This window comes from Galbibacter sp., from assembly GCF_035306585.1.
Lineage (GTDB): Bacteria > Bacteroidota > Bacteroidia > Flavobacteriales > Flavobacteriaceae > Galbibacter.
Window position 1 is genome coordinate 29,712 of record NZ_DATGNU010000034.1, and the last position, 17,125, is coordinate 46,836.

Sequence of the window (17,125 nt, forward strand, 5' to 3'; positions counted from 1 at the left end):
AACCTATTCTAAATCCCTTATAGCAAGTGGTTTATACGATCTTTTGAAAAAATTTAAGCCATTTCGATTTTCCCTTATAAGGAGGGTAGCGAAGGGATATATCAAGCCAAGTACTTCTTCGGACAATGGCTTTTTGGTGAGAAAAGGTTTTAAAGGTATAAGCACCATGATAAGCTCCCATTCCACTATGTCCCACACCGCCAAAAGGAAGGTTTTTGTCTGCGTAATGTATCATGGTATCATTGATTACTCCACCACCAAATGAAAAACTTTGTAAAACCCTGTCGGTAAATATTTTGTCACTACTAAATACATATAACGCCAGGGGTTTTTCAAACCGACTAATAATTTGATGTACCTGTTCGAAGGATTGAAATCCAATTATAGGAAGGATGGGTCCGAAAATCTCTTGCTGCATTAGTGGGCTATCTATATGAGGTTCATCTACTAGCGTTGGCACAAAAAATTGACCATCAACTTTCCCTCCAAATAGCACCTCCTGTCCATTTAAAAGCGTTAACAGTCGCTCTTTATGATCTGGATTTATAATATCGGTATAATCGCTTGTGGACTTGCCTAACTTGGGAAAGGCTTTCGTGATTTCTTCTTTAAGTGCATGAACCAATTGATCTTTCACTTTGTAATGGACCAGTAGGTAGTCCGGTGCAATACAACTTTGTCCAGCATTTAAAAACTTTCCCCAGACGATTCGTTTTGCTAAGTGCTTAAATTTAGCCGTCGAATCTACAATACAAGGGCTTTTTCCGCCGAGTTCTAGAGTGACAGGGGTCAGATGTTCTGCTGCCTTTTTATATACATATTTCCCCACCTGAGTACTGCCAGTAAAAAAAATATAATCCCATCGAAATTCCAAAAGACTTTGAGCTGTTTGCTTGTCTCCAATGACCACAGCCACATAATCTTGGTCAAAAATATCCTGGATAATTTCTGTGATGATACTAGTGGTATTAGGGCTCATCTCAGAGGGCTTGAGCACCACTGTATTCCCCGCTGCTATGGCACCTATTAATGGCATTATGGTGAGTGCAAAGGGGTAATTCCAGGGTGAAATAATCAAGACTCTTCCATAGGGTTCTTGGTATATTTTAGAAGTGGAGGGGAAATTTAAAATACTTGAAGCAACCCTTTTAGGTTGCGTCCATTTATCGATGTGTTTTAGCGTGTTATTAATTTCTCCAATTACTATATTAAGCTCCGTTGCCAATGCCTCGAAGGCAGGCTTTTTTAAATCCTTGTGGATCGCTTTAAGGATAACTCCTTCACGGTTTATAATAGTACTTCTAAGCGCTTTGAGTAATTGTTTTCTAGTGGAAATAGCCATTGTACCGCCACTTTTAAAAAATACATCCTGACCTTTAATCAATTTTGATATATCTGTTCGCATTGTTAAAATGGGTCAAAAGTTTTTTAAATTTAGAAAATATATCTAAATTGCCTCTATGAAAAAGCTAATAATTCTTATTCGTCCAATTCAAAACGTGGTGATTATTCACTGAGCGTGAGGAGGGAATTTATAGCATTTTAATTTGTGACCTTCCATAAGTGCGGAAGGTTTTTTATTTATATGAAGAACATTTTAAACATAGTCATTCGAATTATGAACTCAAGGTCGAGTTGATACAGTTTCGAGTGCTCAAAATTATAGGGTCTGTATCAGTTGTGATGCAGGCCTTTTTTTTTACCGAACTTCTAGGTGTTAAATCGCCAAAAGAAGAAAGTTTTTAGAATAATTCAAAGAATAAATTAGGTTTGAGTGTCCTAATTTAATCTATTTAAAAAGTTGTAATTGAGCAAGTTAACTATTTTATAATGCAATTGGATTTAAAGTCTCACCAATAATATGGCATTTTTTACAAATGCATTAGTATAATTTTGAATATAATTAAATAATACTCGAAAATTTAACAAATAAAGTGAATTTAAAAAAGTTTAGTCAACAGGTAACACAGGATCCAACGCTACCAGCTGCACAAGCGATGCTACACGCCTTGGGTCTAACGGATGAAGATTTACAAAAGCCCTTTATCGGTATTGCTAGTACCGGTTACGAAGGGAATCCATGTAATATGCATTTAAATGATTTGGCAACCCATATTAAGAAGGGGACGGCAAATGCTGGCATGGTCGGATTGATCTTCAACACCATAGGAGTAAGTGACGGAATTTCTAACGGTACGCCAGGAATGCGGTATTCGCTTCCATCAAGGGATATTATTGCAGATTCTGTTGAAACGGTCGTGGAAGCAATGTCGTATGATGGTCTTGTCACTGTTGTAGGCTGTGATAAAAATATGCCTGGAGCACTAATGGCTATGTTAAGGCTTAATCGTCCTTCCATTTTAGTCTATGGAGGCACGATTGCTTCTGGATGTCATAATGGAAAAAAATTAGATATTATATCTGCTTTTGAGGCTTATGGTCAAAAAGTTGCAGGAACAATCGATGATAGTGAATTTAACCAAGTGATTCACAAGGCTTGTCCAGGACCTGGTGCTTGTGGTGGTATGTACACCGCCAATACCATGGCTTCAGCCATTGAGGCACTAGGAATGTCACTTCCTTTTAATTCTTCTACCCCTGCAGTAAGTAGTGGAAGTTTAAAAGAGCAAGAATGTGAAAAAGCTGGAGAGGCATTGCGGTATTTATTAGAAAATGATATTAAGCCTTCTGATATTGTCAGTAGAAAGTCACTGGAGAATGCTTTTAGATTAGTCACCGTGCTAGGAGGGTCTACCAATGCGGTGCTTCACTTCTTAGCTATTGCGAAAGCAGCTCAAGTAGAGTTTACCTTAGAGGACTTTAAACGCATCAGTGATAACACACCTTTGTTGGCAGACTTAAAACCAAGTGGTAAATATTCCATGGAAGATCTGCACGGAGTTGGAGGAATCCCTGGAGTGTTAAAATATATGTTAGACAATGATATGCTCCATGGTGATTGTTTAACAGTTACTGGAAAGACACTAGCAGAGAACCTTAAAGATGTACCTAATTTAATTCAAGGGCAAGATATTATTCACACCCTAGAGAATCCTATAAAAGAAACAGGGCACATTAGAATCCTATTTGGAAACCTTGCTACCGAAGGTGCTGTAGCGAAGATCACTGGTAAAGAAGGCTTGGCATTCAAAGGCCCAGCTAAAGTATACGACAGTGAGATCGAAGTAAATAAAAGCATTAAAAACGGTGAGGTCAAAAAAGGAGACGTGGTTATTATCCGTTATGAAGGCCCTAAAGGAGCCCCTGGAATGCCTGAAATGCTTAAGCCAACATCTTCGATTATGGGAGCAGGACTAGGAAAAGATGTTGCCCTAATTACAGATGGTCGTTTCTCCGGAGGATCCCACGGATTTGTGGTAGGACATGTGTCCCCAGAGGCACAAGTAGGTGGAAATATTGCCCTTGTAGAAAACGGCGATATTATTTCTATCGATGCGGTGAACAATACCATTGACATTGAAATTTCTGATGAAGAATTAGCCAAACGTCGTGCGGCGTGGATAGCACCGGAATTAAAAATAAAAAGAGGATCCCTCTACAAATATGCTCAATCAGTATCCTCTGCCTCCAAAGGGTGTGTTACTGATGAATTTTAACTTAACATCAATTTGCTAATTACGGAATTACCGTAGCTAAAAGTTATTACTTATGGAAGTAAAAACATTAAAAAAAGAAGATAGCAAAACCGGAAAAAAAATAAGGATTTCGGGTGCTGAAGCAGTAATTCACTGCTTATTGGCGGAAGGCATTGATACTGTTTATGGTTACCCAGGAGGAGCCATTATGCCCATTTACGATGAACTATATAAGTTTAGAGGTAAACTTCATCATGTGTTAACCAGACACGAACAGGGAGCAACTCATGCTGCACAGGGCTATGCCAGAGTTTCAGGAAAGGTTGGTGTAGCGATGGCTACCTCTGGGCCTGGTGCAACAAATTTAATTACTGGTATCGCAGATGCTCAGATTGATTCTACACCTATGGTGTGTATTACCGGACAAGTTGCTCGTCATTTACTGGGATCTGACGCGTTTCAAGAGACAGATATTGTGGGAATTTCTACACCAGTAACCAAATGGAATTATCAGATCACTCAAGCTTCCGAAATTCCTGAGATCATAGCAAAGGCATTCTTTATTGCACGTTCTGGAAGACCAGGACCTGTACTTATTGATATTACTAAAAATGCACAATTCGAAGAATTCGATTTTGATTACCGGAAATGTACAGCTATTCGAAGCTACAATCCTTTTCCTAAAATCGATCAATCGAAGTTAAGTGAGGCTGCCCAGATTATCAATGGTGCTAAAAAACCCATGATTGTTTGGGGACAAGGAATTATCCTTGGAAAAGCAGAACAAGAACTTAAAGCATTTATAGAAAAATCAGGTATTCCTGCCGCTTGGACAATCTTAGGAGCTTCGGCAATATCCTCCAGCCATCCTCTTAACGTGGGTATGGTCGGAATGCACGGAAACTATGCACCCAACATTTTAACCAATGAATGTGATGTCTTAATTGCATTAGGGATGCGGTTTGACGATAGGGTTACGGGGGATTTAAATACCTATGCCAAACAAGCCAAAATTATTCATTTTGAAATAGATCCTTCTGAGATTAACAAAAACGTTCAGGCCGATGTTGCAGTACTTGGGGATGTAAAGGAAAGCCTTGCCGCCATTTTACCGCAAATCGATCAAAAATCTCATCAAGGCTGGCATGATGTATTTAAAGAAAAATACGCCATAGAGTTCGAAAAGGTTATCAAGGGTGATATTCAACCAGAGAAACCAGGTCTTACAATGGGTGAGGTGATTGAACAAATAAACATAGCTTCCAATCACCAAGCTGTGATAGTAAGTGATGTTGGTCAACACCAAATGATTGCATGTCGATATGCAAAATTTGAAAAATCCAAAAGCAATATTACCTCTGGTGGATTAGGAACCATGGGATTTGCATTGCCAGCAGCTATTGGGGCAAAAATGGGTGCTCCTGAAAGACAAGTTGTAGCCATCATTGGGGATGGAGGTTATCAAATGACTATACAAGAATTAGGTACCATTTTCCAGACCAATGTACCGGTTAAAATCGTGGTTTTAAATAATGACTTCCTTGGGATGGTTCGTCAGTGGCAACAGCTATTCTTCGACAAGCGTTATGCTTCTACTGAAATGACAAACCCTGACTTTATCACCATAGCCAAGGGCTATCATATTGAGGCAAAAAAGATAACCAAACGTGAGGATCTTAAAGAGGCAGTAGAGCAGATGATCGCTTCCGAGAATGCATTCTTTTTAGAGGTAAGTGTAGAGAAGGAAGACAATGTATTTCCAATGATTCCTTCAGGTGCTTCAGTTTCAGATATTCGTTTAAGCTAAAAGAATAAAAAAATGGAAAAAAAGAATTTTACGATTTCAGTTTACTCTGAGAACAACGTAGGATTGTTGAATAGAATTTCAGGTATTTTCTTAAAGAGACACATTAACATTGAAAGCTTAAATGTTTCTAAATCAGAAATCGAAGAAGTTTCTAAATTCACAATAGTGGTAAATACCACTGAAGATTGGGCACGAAAAATCGTAGGACAAATAGAAAAACAAATAGAGGTTATAAAAGCCTACTATCACACCGATGAAGAGACGATATTTCAAGAAACTGCCTTGTTCAAGATTGCTTCAAATCTTCTATTTGAAGAGCGTCAAATTCAAAATATCATAAAGGATAATCATTCTACTATAGTAACGGTTTCCCCAGAATTCTTCGTAATCTCAAAATCGGGAAGAAGAGAAGAAATCGAGACCATGTATGAGCAATTAAGGCCTTATGGTATCATGCAATTTGTTCGTTCAGGGCGTATTGCGGTAACTAAAACAACGATGCAAATTTCATCAATTTTAAAAGAATTTCAAGTTTAAATTCAATTAATAAACCTAAAAATTTAATACAAAAAAAATGGCAAATTATTTTAATACACTATCACTTAGACAGCAATTAGAACAACTAGGGGTTTGTGAATTTATGGATATCTCTGAATTTGCGGATGGTGTAGAGAAACTAAAAGGAAAAAAAGTTGTTATTGTAGGTTGTGGAGCTCAAGGACTTAACCAGGGGTTAAATATGAGAGATTCAGGTCTTGATATTTCTTATGCCCTTAGAGAAAGCGCTATAAAAGAAAAACGTCAATCCTATATCAATGCAACCGAGAACGGGTTTAAAGTTGGAACCTATGAGGAATTAATACCAACTGCTGACCTAGTATGTAACCTAACTCCAGATAAACAACACTCCAATGTAATAAATACCATTGTACCACTTATGAAAAAAGGGGCTACATTATCGTATTCACACGGATTCAACATCGTTGAAGAAGGAATGCAGATAAGAAAGGATATCACTGTTATTATGGTGGCTCCTAAGTGCCCAGGATCAGAGGTTCGTGAAGAGTATAAAAGAGGATTTGGAGTTCCAACGCTTATTGCGGTTCACCCAGAGAATGACCCTGAATCAAAAGGGTTGGATCAGGCAAAAGCCTATGCAGCGGCAACAGGAGGTCACCGTGCAGGGGTGTTGCGTTCTTCATTTGTTGCCGAGGTCAAATCGGATCTTATGGGGGAACAGACTATCCTTTGTGGGCTGTTACAAACTGGATCAATCCTTTGTTTTGACAAAATGGTTGAGAAAGGTATTGAACCTGGATACGCTTCTAAATTAATTCAGTACGGATGGGAAACAATCACTGAGGCCTTGAAATATGGTGGAATCACTAATATGATGGACCGGTTGTCGAATCCTGCAAAGATTGAAGCCTTCAAACTTTCTGAAGAATTAAAGGACATTATGAGACCCTTGTTTCAAAAGCATATGGATGACATCATGAGTGGTCATTTCTCCAAAACAATGATGGAGGACTGGGCTAACGATGATAAAAATCTACTTACTTGGCGGGCTGAAACAGGAGAAACTGCTTTTGAAAAAACACCTGCTGGATCAGATGCTATTACTGAACAAGAATATTTTGACAATGCAGTACTAATGGTTGCCTTTGTCAAAAGCGGTGTTGAATTGGCATTTGAAACTATGGTAGAGGCAGGTATTATTGAAGAATCAGCATATTATGAATCTTTACACGAAACGCCACTTATTGCCAATACGATAGCCAGAAAGAAACTCTTTGAAATGAATCGAGTGATTTCAGATACTGCGGAATACGGTTGTTATTTATTCGATCATGCGTGTAAACCACTTCTTAAAGACTTTATGAAGAAAATTGACACCAATGTTATCGGAAAACCATTTTCTCAAAGCAATGGTGTAGACAACAAAGAACTCATTGAGGTCAACGATCAAATACGAAATCATCCAGTTGAAGAAGTAGGAGCCTGGTTACGTACCTCTATGACTGCAATGAAAAAAATCGTTTAAACAAAATAGTTCTTACTTGTCCTTTACGAAAGATCCGTAAAGAAAAATTGCAAAATATTATTTTTATGCAAACACAAACGGTATACATACCTAAATTAGAACACATAAAAGAAGCTGCTGCAACTCTAAAAGGGGTTGCAGCAGTTACTCCTTTAAACTTAAGTCATCGTTATTCAAAACAATACGGTGCAAAAATCATGCTTAAGCGTGAAGATTTACAAATGGTACGTTCCTATAAAATAAGGGGGGCATACAATAAAATGAGTTCATTAACGCAACAGCAAAGAGATAACGGTATTGTATGCGCATCTGCTGGAAATCATTCCCAGGGCGTCGCCTACAGCTGTAAAGCCCTAAAGATTAAAGGAACCATTTTTATGCCTGCTCCAACTCCTAAACAAAAGATAGAGCAGGTAGCCATGTTTGGGGAGGACTATATTGATATTGTCTTACACGGCGATACCTTTGATGATGCTAATAAAGCCGCAATGGCTCAATGTAAAGAACTGGGCAAAACCTTTGTTCACCCCTTTGACGACCCCAAGGTTATTGAGGGGCAAGGTACCGTAGGACTTGAAATATTAGAATCTACCGATCTTCCAATAGATTATCTTTTTGTTCCCATAGGAGGAGGTGGGCTCGCCTCAGGGGTCATTGGTGTTTTTAATCAACTTTCTCCACAAACTAAAATTATCGGTGTTGAGCCTCAGGGTGCCGCATCGATGTCCACTTCTCTGGCCAATAATAAGAATACGGAGTTAGGTAAAATCGATAAATTTGTCGATGGTGCCGCTGTTCAAAGGGTAGGTGATATGACCTTTGCTATTTGTCAACAACATTTGAGTCAAATGGCCCGTGTAGCAGAAGGAAGAGTTTGTCAAGAAATCCTAGACCTCTATAACAAGGACGCCATTGTTGTTGAGCCAGCAGGTGCATTAACCTTGGCCGTATTAGATCAGTTTAAGGACCAAATTAAAGGTAAGAATGTGGTCTGTGTCATTAGTGGAAGTAATAATGATATCACCCGTACTGCTGAAATTAAAGAACGTGCTTTACTCTACGCTAATTTAAAGCATTACTTTATTATTAGATTCCCACAAAGGGCAGGAGCGTTAAAGGAATTTGTCGCCGAGATCTTAGGACCTAATGATGATATTACTCATTTTCAGTACACAAAAAAGAATGCTAAAGAAAATGCCCCTGCAGTAGTGGGCATCGAGCTCAAATCCGAACAAGATTTAGAACCTCTTATCGCTCGAATGAAAAAAAGAAACTTTTTCGGGGAGTATTTAAACAACAAACCAGATTTGTTTCAGTATCTTGTATAAATTGCAAATTTGTGATTTAAAGTGCTTTTTATTATTAATAATTGAATCTTAAGGTCGTATTTCCGAACTTTAGGGCTAAATTATCTATTTCATTAAATTTAAAAGAAAAAATTTACAAAAAAAGAAACTATGGAAACCAAAACCAAAACATTTCAAACAATCCCCGACCAATTTCAGGTCAAAGAACCCATAGAGCATAGAACCTACTTATCAAACGGAGTCCTTAAACCTTGGAAAGGAAAAACAACACCTGTTTATTCCACCATATCATCCACTAAAGAATACCAACCAACCCTTTTAGGAAGTATACCTTATATGGGCGAGGAGGAAGCTAACGAAGTGTTAGAATCCGCCGCAAATGCCTATGACAAGGGCAAGGGTATTTGGCCAACGATGAAGGTTTCGCAACGCGTAGCTTGCATGGAAAAATTTGCAAAGCAAATGATTACTAAGCGTGATGAAGTTGTAAAATTACTCATGTGGGAAATCGGTAAAAACTTAGCAGATTCCCAAAAAGAATTTGACAGAACTGTTGAATATATCTATGATACTATTGAGGATTACAAACAATTGGATCGCGATTCCGCAAACTTTAAAAAGCGTGATGGCATCTACGCTCATATTCGTAGAGGCCCCCTTGGAATTGTGCTTTGCCTAGGGCCATATAACTATCCCTTAAATGAAACTTTTGCCTTGTTAATCCCTGCTATTATGATGGGTAATACGGTAATTTTTAAACCAGCTAAGCACGGGGTATTACTTCTTACGCCATTGTTAGAAGCTTTTAGATCTAGCTTTCCAAAAGGTGTAGTAAACATCGTCTTTGGTAGAGGTAGGGAAGTAGCTGCTCCAATTATGAGATCTGGTAGAGTCGATGTATTAGCCCTTATCGGAAATAGTAAATCTGCTGTGGCACTTCAGGACCAACACCCTCACAAAAACAGATTAAGACTTGTACTAGGTCTAGAGGCAAAAAATCCAGGAATAATCCTACCTGATGCAGATTTGGATTTAGCCATTAACGAATGCATTGCAGGAACTTTATCCTTTAATGGCCAACGTTGTACGGCTTTGAAAGTTCTCTATGTGCACCAGGATGTATTGGAGGAGTTCAATACCCGCTTTGCAAAACGAGTGGACGAATTAAAGTTCGCAAACCCATGGGAAGAAGGTGCGATTTTAACGCCGCTTCCAGAACCAGATAAGCCCGCTTATATTCAAGGACTTATCGATGATGCCACCTCTAAAGGTGCTAAGGTAATTAATGAAAAAGGAGGTCAAACGACGGATAATTATATATTTCCTGCCGTTTTGTATCCTGTCACAAAGGAAATGCGCGTTTTTCAAGAAGAACAATTCGGTCCTGTTATTCCAATAGTTCCGTTCCATGATATTGATGAACCGATCAACGATATGGCAGATTCTAATTACGGACAACAGGTGAGTTTGTTTGGAACTGATATCAGTACCCTGGCGCCACTAATTGATAATCTTGTTAACTTGGTGTGCCGTGTAAACCTAAACAGCTCCTGTCAAAGAGGTCCAGACATGTATCCATTTACGGGTAGAAAAGATTCTGCTGTGGGTACTTTAAGTGTACATGATGCCTTGAGATCATTTTCCATCAGAACCTTTGTTGCTTCAAAGGACAATGCGCACAACAACAGAATCCTAAACGACTTGCTTGGAAGCAAGGCCTCTAATTTTGTAAGTACCGATTATATCTTGTAATTGACATTTTACAAACGCTTTGGTCTGCATTAAAGTACAGGCCGAAGCGTTCCAAAAACAGAAAGGCTGTTAAATGTGCACCAATCGATAGAGTGCACATTTAACAGCCTTTATTTAAATCTATTATATTATACGCGGCTTATTTTAATTTAAGCATAGGAGTTTAAAAGATCGATCAAATCCTTCTTACTTAGCAGACCTGATTGCCGCCAAAGATGAGATCCGTTTTTAAAGATCATAAAGGTAGGCACTCCCCGAATCTGAAACCTAGCTGCCAATTCTTTATTTTGATCTACGTTAATTTTTATAATATGGATACGATCACCCATGTGATCTTTCACTTCTTTTAGTATGGGTGCCATGGTTTGACAAGGTCCACACCAATCTGCATGAAAATCAATAAGTACAGGTTTATTAACACTGATAATATCTTTGAAATTACTTTGCATGAATTTTACTTTTAAATTTTTGAAAAAAAACACCACAGTGATCACAAATTTACCATGAGCTAGTGAAGTTGGTATTTTAGGAATTTTAAAACGTTCTAAAGAGATCCCTAGACCTTAAGCGGTGCGTAGATATTTTCTTTCCATCCAGAAGGTGCCAAAAGGTACTATAGAACAAAACAACATGATCCCTAAAGTGGTGTAAGTCCATCCATGCTTTCTTTGAAGTACAACAGCCATAAGAACATACAACACAAATAGAATACCGTGAAGCATTCCAATTACCTGATTTGGCTCTGGCATTTCTACCATATATTTCAAGGGCATGGTCACACCAAAAAGCAATAAATAAGAAATTCCTTCAAGGATACTGACTATTCTAAAATTCTTGATATTCATGTGAACAATTTTAATGCAAAAATAGTGTTCTACAGGGATTTTGCTCACTTAAAAATTGTTAAAGTGATGTTAGTTTAATTAAAAAACGCCTGACCATAGGACCAGACGCTTTTTGATTAAAGTGTGTGCTAATTAAATTTACTCATTCGAGGCCATAAGGGCAAAGAACTTGTTGATGTTGGGAAGAAGTACAATACGTGTTCTACGATTTTTACTTCTATTCTCTTTAGTGTCATTTCCAACAAGAGGTTGGAATTCCCCACGTCCGGATGCAATCATTTTCTCGGGAGCAACATTAAACTCATTCTGAAGCTTTCTCACCACTGAAGTAGCTCTTAAAACACTAAGATCCCAGTTATCCTGAACTTTATCATTGTGAATACTTCTAGCGTCCGTATGACCTTCAACCATTACTTCAATACTGGGCTCCGAATTAATGACATCTGCTAATTTTTGTAAAATGTCATCGGCCTTGTTGTTTACTCTATAACTAGCCGTATTGAATAACAATTTATCAGAAATGGAGATCATTACCACAGTCTCATCAATGTTAATTGCAATGTCCTCATCTTCATTCAAATCTGTATTGCTCATTGATTTCTGAAGATTATGTGTAATGGCTAGGTTCATAGAATCCTTTAGCGTACTTGCTTGGCTAACTAGACTAGGGTCAACGTTGGCAAGCGTTTTTCTCATTTCTGCCTTCGCATTCTCAGAAATAACAGCAGCATCACCAACGGTGACCATTTTACTATTATTCTCATCGGTTAAGCTGCTTATTTTATTATTGTATTCATCTACTCTTTCTTGAATAGCAGCAAATTTACCTTCCAACTCCTCATTCTTAACTTGAGTCTTCTGTAGTTGGCTCTTTAATTCACCGTTTTGATTTTCTAATGCTACATATTTCTTCTTAGAAACACACGAAGCTAAAAGTGCAACGGTTAATAAAGTTAAAGCTGTTTTTTTCATAATCGTCTATTATAAGTTTTCTGTAATATGTACGCTTAATTTCTTAAAATAGATTATTATCATATGTTAAAAAAAGAGATTTCAGGCATACAAAGGAGTAGTTAATTTATAATGTATCAGCTTAAATTACTGATTATCAATAATTATTTGAAAGTACTATAGCGCACTACTTTTTTGTCCTTTTTAATCATTTTCCCTTGTCTTAGACAAACATTACATTATCTCAACTCGGCTGTTTTTAAAAGCTTTTAGCCCCCATTATGCAATTCCATTGCACATCTATTTGAGATATTTTTGCCTTGTTGAGAGTTTAATACCCGAGATTATGGAAAATCAAAATCAATATAGCGCTGATTGTACTTGCTGTGAGACTTCGTCAGAGTCCCAAGAGCAGCCGAATAATTTAAAGAGTACCACCGCTAATTTTAAATTATACCTTCCGGACGTGTTTAGTTTTGTCCTCTTAGTAGTTGGTCTAGGATTGGATTATTCAGAAACCAGTTTTTTTACTGGTTGGTTACCAATAATATGGTATGTAGCGGCCTATCTTCCCGTGGGATTTCCAGTTATTAAACAAGGGATTTTACTGCTGTTAAAAGGAAATTACTTTTCAGAATTTACACTGATGGCTGTGGCAACCATTGGCGCCTTTGCCATTGGGGAATATCCAGAAGGGGTCGCTGTTATGCTGTTTTATTCCATAGGGGAGTTATTTCAAGGTGCAGCGGTACGAAAGGCTAAGGGCAATATCAGATCCCTTTTAGATCAGCGATCCTCGATGACAATGGTACACGATGGTACTAAATTTGTTCCTATGAAACCTGAAGAGGTTAACGTAGGATCTAGCATTCAAGTTAAGGTAGGAGAGAAGCTTTCCCTAGATGGTATTTTAAAATCGGAGTCCGCTAGTATGAATACCTCGGCCATCACAGGGGAAAGTGTACCCAAGACTATTAGAAAAGGAGACAAAGTTTATGCCGGGTATATCAACACCGAGCGTGTAATAGAAATGGAGTCCTCCAAAAAATATCAAGATAGTTCGATCGCTCGAATATTAGAAATGGTGGAACAAGCCAGTGCTAGAAAATCTAAAACAGAATTGTTTATACGTAGATTTGCCAAGGTTTATACCCCTATTGTATTTTTCGCCGCTATCGCCATAACACTGTTGCCATCCCTTTTTCAGGATAATTATGTGTTCGAAGATTGGTTGTACAGAGGTCTGATCTTCTTGGTACTTTCTTGCCCTTGTGCTCTTGTAGTGTCTATACCTTTAGGATATTTTGGAGGACTTGGAGCTGCTTCTAGAAATGGACTCTTATTTAAAGGGGCTTCTTTTCTAGATGCCATCACAAAGGTCAACACTTTGGCTATGGATAAAACGGGAACATTAACCAAAGGGAATTTTAAAATTAAGTCTATAGAAAGCCCAGTTATGGGGGAATCCCAATTCTTAAACCATATAAAAAGTATAGAGCGTCAGTCCTCGCATCCAATTGCCAAGGCAATCCTGAGTTACCCGAGTGATGAATGGACCAGCCAGGTAAGTGATGTAAAAGAAGTACCAGGTCAGGGTTTAATCGGGATTGTAAATGGACAAGAAACCTTGGTCGGGAATCTAGAACTTATGATCACACACCAGGTAAAGATCCCGGAAAAGACGAAAAACATTGTCGAAACAGTTGTTTTCATGGCCATAGATGGCACCTATTCGGGTCATGTCGTTATCGCAGATCAGCTAAAGGATGATGCAAAAAAAGCGATTGACAAAATAAAAGCAACAGGAATAACTAATTTGATGATTCTCTCTGGGGACAAGCACAGCATCACCTCAGCACTCGGAAATACTTTAGGGATTTCCAATGTAAAAGGAGGGTTGTTTCCAGAGGATAAGCTAAAAGAGATAAGTAAATTAAAAGAAGATCCTGGACACATTGTTGCTTTTGTTGGAGATGGTATCAATGACGCTCCTGTATTAGCGATGAGTGATGTTGGTATCGCCATGGGAGGGTTGGGCAGTGATGTCGCAATTGAAACCGCGGATATCGTGATACAAACAGACCAAATTCACAAAATTGCAACTGCAATACAAATAGGTAAATCTACTCGAAGGATTGTATGGCAAAATATTGCTTTAGCCTTTGGTGTTAAGCTCATAGTGCTTCTAATGGGAGCATGGGGAGTAGCTAGTATGTGGGAGGCTGTGTTTGCAGACGTTGGAGTAGCATTTTTAGCTATTTTAAATGCTGTTCGATTGCAGCGAATGCAGTGGAATTAAGCTCGAGAACTTGGCCTGGTTGCATGGAATCTACGTGGATATCGCCAATGCGCACTCTTATGAGTCGCAAGGTTGGATATCCAACGGCAGCAGTCATTTTTCTGATCTGCCGGAATTTTCCCTCAGTAATGGTGATGCTAATCCAAGTAGTAGGACCATGGCGCTGATCTCGTATTTTCTTTTCTCTTTCTGGTAAATTTGGAGTCTCTATGCAGGTGACCTCACAGGGTTGTGTACGGTACTTTTCCCCATTTAAACCAATTAAAACTCCGGTGCGAAGATCCGTTATGGCTTTTTCTGTAATTTGACCATCTAACAGAGCGTAGTATTGTTTTTCTATTCCACTACGATTAATTTGATCACTAAGCTTACCATCGGTTGTCAGTAGTAAAAGACCTTCTGATTTTTCGTCAAGGCGGCCTATGGGCATCAGACTGGACTCAAAATCGTACAATTCTCTTAAGAATCGTTTTTGTCGCAACTGTCGTGAATCATTACTGGTCAGTTGACTTATATAGCCATAAGGCTTAAAAATTTTAAAATGTTTATGTAAATAACGCATTGTGGCAAAAGTATTAAAATTAAAAGCGATCCAACATAATAAATTGGGGTATTCACTTTTAAAGAAATAGAAAAACTGCTTAATTTGTAGTTATTAACTTATAACTAAAATAATCATGAAGCTTCAAAAGAAACTATACATCTTAATATTATTATTAGCTGCTCTGTTTTTTGAAAATAATACTTACGCACAGTCCTTCACTGAAACAAGCCCTGAAAAAGTTGGTTTTTCCAGTGAAAGGCTTGAATACTTAACTAAAACTTTTGAAGGATTTGTTGAGAATGATGCACTTCCAGGTTCAGTCATTTTAGTGGCTAGAAAAGGAGAAATAGCCTATTATAAGGCTTTTGGTAAAAGGGATATTGAACAAAATGACCCTATGGAAAGAACAGATATATTCCGTATTGCTTCTCAAACAAAGGCTATTGTTAGTGTAGGCATTATGATCTTACAAGAAAGAGGACTACTTACCATCTCTGAACCAGTCGGGAAATATATCCCTGAATTTAATAAAACTACCGTGGCTGTACCAGATGAGAATGGTGGATATACTATTGAGCAAGCTCATCGTGCGATTACTATTAGAGATTTATTGACTCATACTGCAGGTGTTGGATACGGAAATGGAGTAGCTGCTGATAAATGGAAAGAGGCTGGGATACAAGGCTGGTATTTTGCTGATAGAGAAGAACCTATTTTACAAACCGTAAAAAGAATGGCTAAGCTTCCTTTTGATGCCCAACCAGGAGAGAAGTTCGTCTATGGTTATTCCACTGATATTCTAGGTGCTTTAATCGAAGTGGTTTCAGGACAGAGTCTTGATGCCTTTTTAAGTGAAAACGTATTCCAACCCTTGGGAATGAATGACACCCATTTTTACCTTCCAAAAGAGAAGAATGATAGACTTTCAGTAGTGTATTCTGCTACAGATACAGGCATCGAAAAAGCACCAAATCCTGGGGCAATGGTAGGACAAGGAGCATATATAAAAGGCCCTCGTGTAAGTTATTCTGGAGGGGCTGGTCTTTTAAGTACCGCATTTGATTATGGGCGTTTTCTTCAAATGATGTTGAACGAAGGAGAATTAGATGGCACAAGAATCCTGTCACGTAAATCAGTGGAACTCATGACTGTAGATCACATTTCTAATATTAAATTTCCTTGGGATAATGGAACTGGCTTTGGTTTAGGCTTTTCCGTTGTTAAAAATTTAGGTGATCGTGGAACAATGGGTTCTGTAGGTGAATATGGATGGGGAGGGGCGTACCACTCAAGTTATTGGGTGGATCCTTCTGAAGAATTGGTGGTAGTTTACTTAACGCAAGTCATTCCAACTAAAATATCAGAAGACCATCAGAAATTACCTGTATTAATCTATCAAGCCATCATAGATTAATAACAGGTAATCGCAACTCAAAGGACGGCGGTAATGGCCTTGCTGGAACACTTTAAAGGGTTACCGCCTATGGTTCCAATGTACATCAACGGATCGACAGGGTAGAACTGTTGATACCACAGTGCCACTTTATGGATCTTGTGCAAGGAGGCATGGTAAAACAGTTGAAAAGGATCAATCAAAGGACAAGGAACTTCAACCATCTTCTGGCTTTTGTAATATTGAACTAGTTCGGTCAGTTCAATATCGGGAAAGTCCTATAACCCGCTGGCCACAAATATGTAAATTTAGATTTGGAATGGGTTTATTAACTAATGCATTTTGCAACCTATTTTTACCGTTAAAAACATGCAGCAAACATCAGACCAACATCAGTGGAAATCCGAGCGGGAAAGGGAATATGCTAAATTAGGGGCCGAGAGTTTCAGAGTTGCCAATATTGTTTCAAATTTTTGTGTTATTGTAGATTACAAATCCTTAGTAATAGGCTCTAACACCTGAATTAAATGCAAAAAAAATACTAAAATTTTTTATTTAATTTCAGTAATTCATTCAAACTTAGTACC

General features: G+C 38.2%; 15 protein-coding genes. 9 read left to right on the plus strand and 6 right to left on the minus strand.

Features of this window, described 5'->3' with window-relative positions:
- Positions 1 to 31: 31 nt before the first annotated feature.
- The gene (locus VKY50_RS03660; RefSeq protein ID WP_324298963.1) at positions 32 to 1,405 is read right to left on the minus strand and encodes an aldehyde dehydrogenase; all 1,374 of its coding nucleotides are present in this window, start codon (positions 1,403 to 1,405) and stop codon (positions 32 to 34) included.
- Between the two features lie 529 nt (positions 1,406 to 1,934).
- On the opposite strand from VKY50_RS03660, the gene ilvD reads away from it, so the two are divergent.
- The 6 genes from ilvD (at position 1,935) to VKY50_RS03690 (ending at position 10,506) form a co-directional block, all read left to right on the plus strand.
- A complete protein-coding gene (gene ilvD / locus VKY50_RS03665; protein ID WP_324298965.1) occupies positions 1,935 to 3,617 on the plus strand; it encodes a dihydroxy-acid dehydratase in 1,683 nt (560 codons plus the stop codon).
- A 52-nt stretch (positions 3,618 to 3,669) separates the two neighbouring features.
- Entirely contained in the window at positions 3,670 to 5,403 is a 1,734-nt protein-coding gene (gene ilvB / locus VKY50_RS03670) for a biosynthetic-type acetolactate synthase large subunit (protein ID WP_324298967.1), read from the plus strand.
- 12 nt (positions 5,404 to 5,415) lie between these two features.
- Positions 5,416 to 5,940: an acetolactate synthase small subunit gene (ilvN, locus tag VKY50_RS03675; protein ID WP_324298969.1), complete on the plus strand. Its 525-nt coding sequence runs from the start codon at positions 5,416 to 5,418 to the stop codon at positions 5,938 to 5,940.
- 37 nt (positions 5,941 to 5,977) lie between these two features.
- Positions 5,978 to 7,447: a ketol-acid reductoisomerase gene (gene ilvC, locus VKY50_RS03680; protein ID WP_324298971.1), complete on the plus strand. Its 1,470-nt coding sequence runs from the start codon at positions 5,978 to 5,980 to the stop codon at positions 7,445 to 7,447.
- 65 nt (positions 7,448 to 7,512) lie between these two features.
- Positions 7,513 to 8,775, plus strand: coding sequence for a threonine ammonia-lyase IlvA (gene ilvA / locus VKY50_RS03685; protein WP_324298973.1), 1,263 nt, complete (start codon positions 7,513 to 7,515; stop codon positions 8,773 to 8,775).
- A gap of 129 nt (positions 8,776 to 8,904) precedes the next feature.
- Positions 8,905 to 10,506, plus strand: a complete 1,602-nt coding sequence (locus VKY50_RS03690; RefSeq protein ID WP_324298975.1) for an NADP-dependent glyceraldehyde-3-phosphate dehydrogenase — start codon at positions 8,905 to 8,907, stop codon at positions 10,504 to 10,506.
- A gap of 149 nt (positions 10,507 to 10,655) precedes the next feature.
- Here the strand turns inward: VKY50_RS03690 and trxA are convergent, their stop codons facing one another.
- The 3 genes from trxA to VKY50_RS03705 form a co-directional block, all read right to left on the minus strand.
- Entirely contained in the window at positions 10,656 to 10,955 is a 300-nt protein-coding gene (gene trxA / locus VKY50_RS03695; protein ID WP_324298977.1) for a thioredoxin, read from the minus strand.
- 114 nt (positions 10,956 to 11,069) lie between these two features.
- Positions 11,070 to 11,351, minus strand: coding sequence for a DUF3817 domain-containing protein (locus VKY50_RS03700; protein ID WP_324298979.1), 282 nt, complete (start codon positions 11,349 to 11,351; stop codon positions 11,070 to 11,072).
- A 138-nt stretch (positions 11,352 to 11,489) separates the two neighbouring features.
- Complete coding sequence (locus tag VKY50_RS03705; protein WP_324298981.1) at positions 11,490 to 12,323, minus strand: OmpA/MotB family protein; 834 nt, start codon at positions 12,321 to 12,323, stop codon at positions 11,490 to 11,492.
- 325 nt (positions 12,324 to 12,648) lie between these two features.
- Between VKY50_RS03705 and VKY50_RS03710 the strand changes: the two genes are divergently transcribed.
- A complete protein-coding gene (locus VKY50_RS03710) occupies positions 12,649 to 14,601 on the plus strand; it encodes a heavy metal translocating P-type ATPase (RefSeq protein ID WP_324298983.1) in 1,953 nt (650 codons plus the stop codon).
- Here VKY50_RS03710 and VKY50_RS03715 read toward each other — a convergent pair.
- A complete protein-coding gene (locus tag VKY50_RS03715; RefSeq protein ID WP_324298985.1) occupies positions 14,558 to 15,163 on the minus strand; it encodes a pseudouridine synthase in 606 nt (201 codons plus the stop codon). The two genes, VKY50_RS03710 and VKY50_RS03715, sit on opposite strands and share 44 nt — an antisense overlap.
- Before the next feature lie 115 nt (positions 15,164 to 15,278).
- Here VKY50_RS03715 and VKY50_RS03720 point away from each other — a divergent pair, with 115 nt between their 5' ends.
- A complete protein-coding gene (locus VKY50_RS03720) occupies positions 15,279 to 16,559 on the plus strand; it encodes a serine hydrolase domain-containing protein (RefSeq protein WP_324298988.1) in 1,281 nt (426 codons plus the stop codon).
- A gap of 17 nt (positions 16,560 to 16,576) precedes the next feature.
- Here the strand turns inward: VKY50_RS03720 and VKY50_RS03725 are convergent, their stop codons facing one another.
- Positions 16,577 to 16,762, minus strand: a complete 186-nt coding sequence (locus VKY50_RS03725) for a hypothetical protein (RefSeq protein WP_324298990.1) — start codon at positions 16,760 to 16,762, stop codon at positions 16,577 to 16,579.
- A gap of 145 nt (positions 16,763 to 16,907) precedes the next feature.
- Here VKY50_RS03725 and VKY50_RS03730 point away from each other — a divergent pair, with 145 nt between their 5' ends.
- The gene (locus VKY50_RS03730; RefSeq protein WP_324298992.1) at positions 16,908 to 17,060 is read left to right on the plus strand and encodes a hypothetical protein; all 153 of its coding nucleotides are present in this window, start codon (positions 16,908 to 16,910) and stop codon (positions 17,058 to 17,060) included.
- Positions 17,061 to 17,125: the final 65 nt, after the last annotated feature.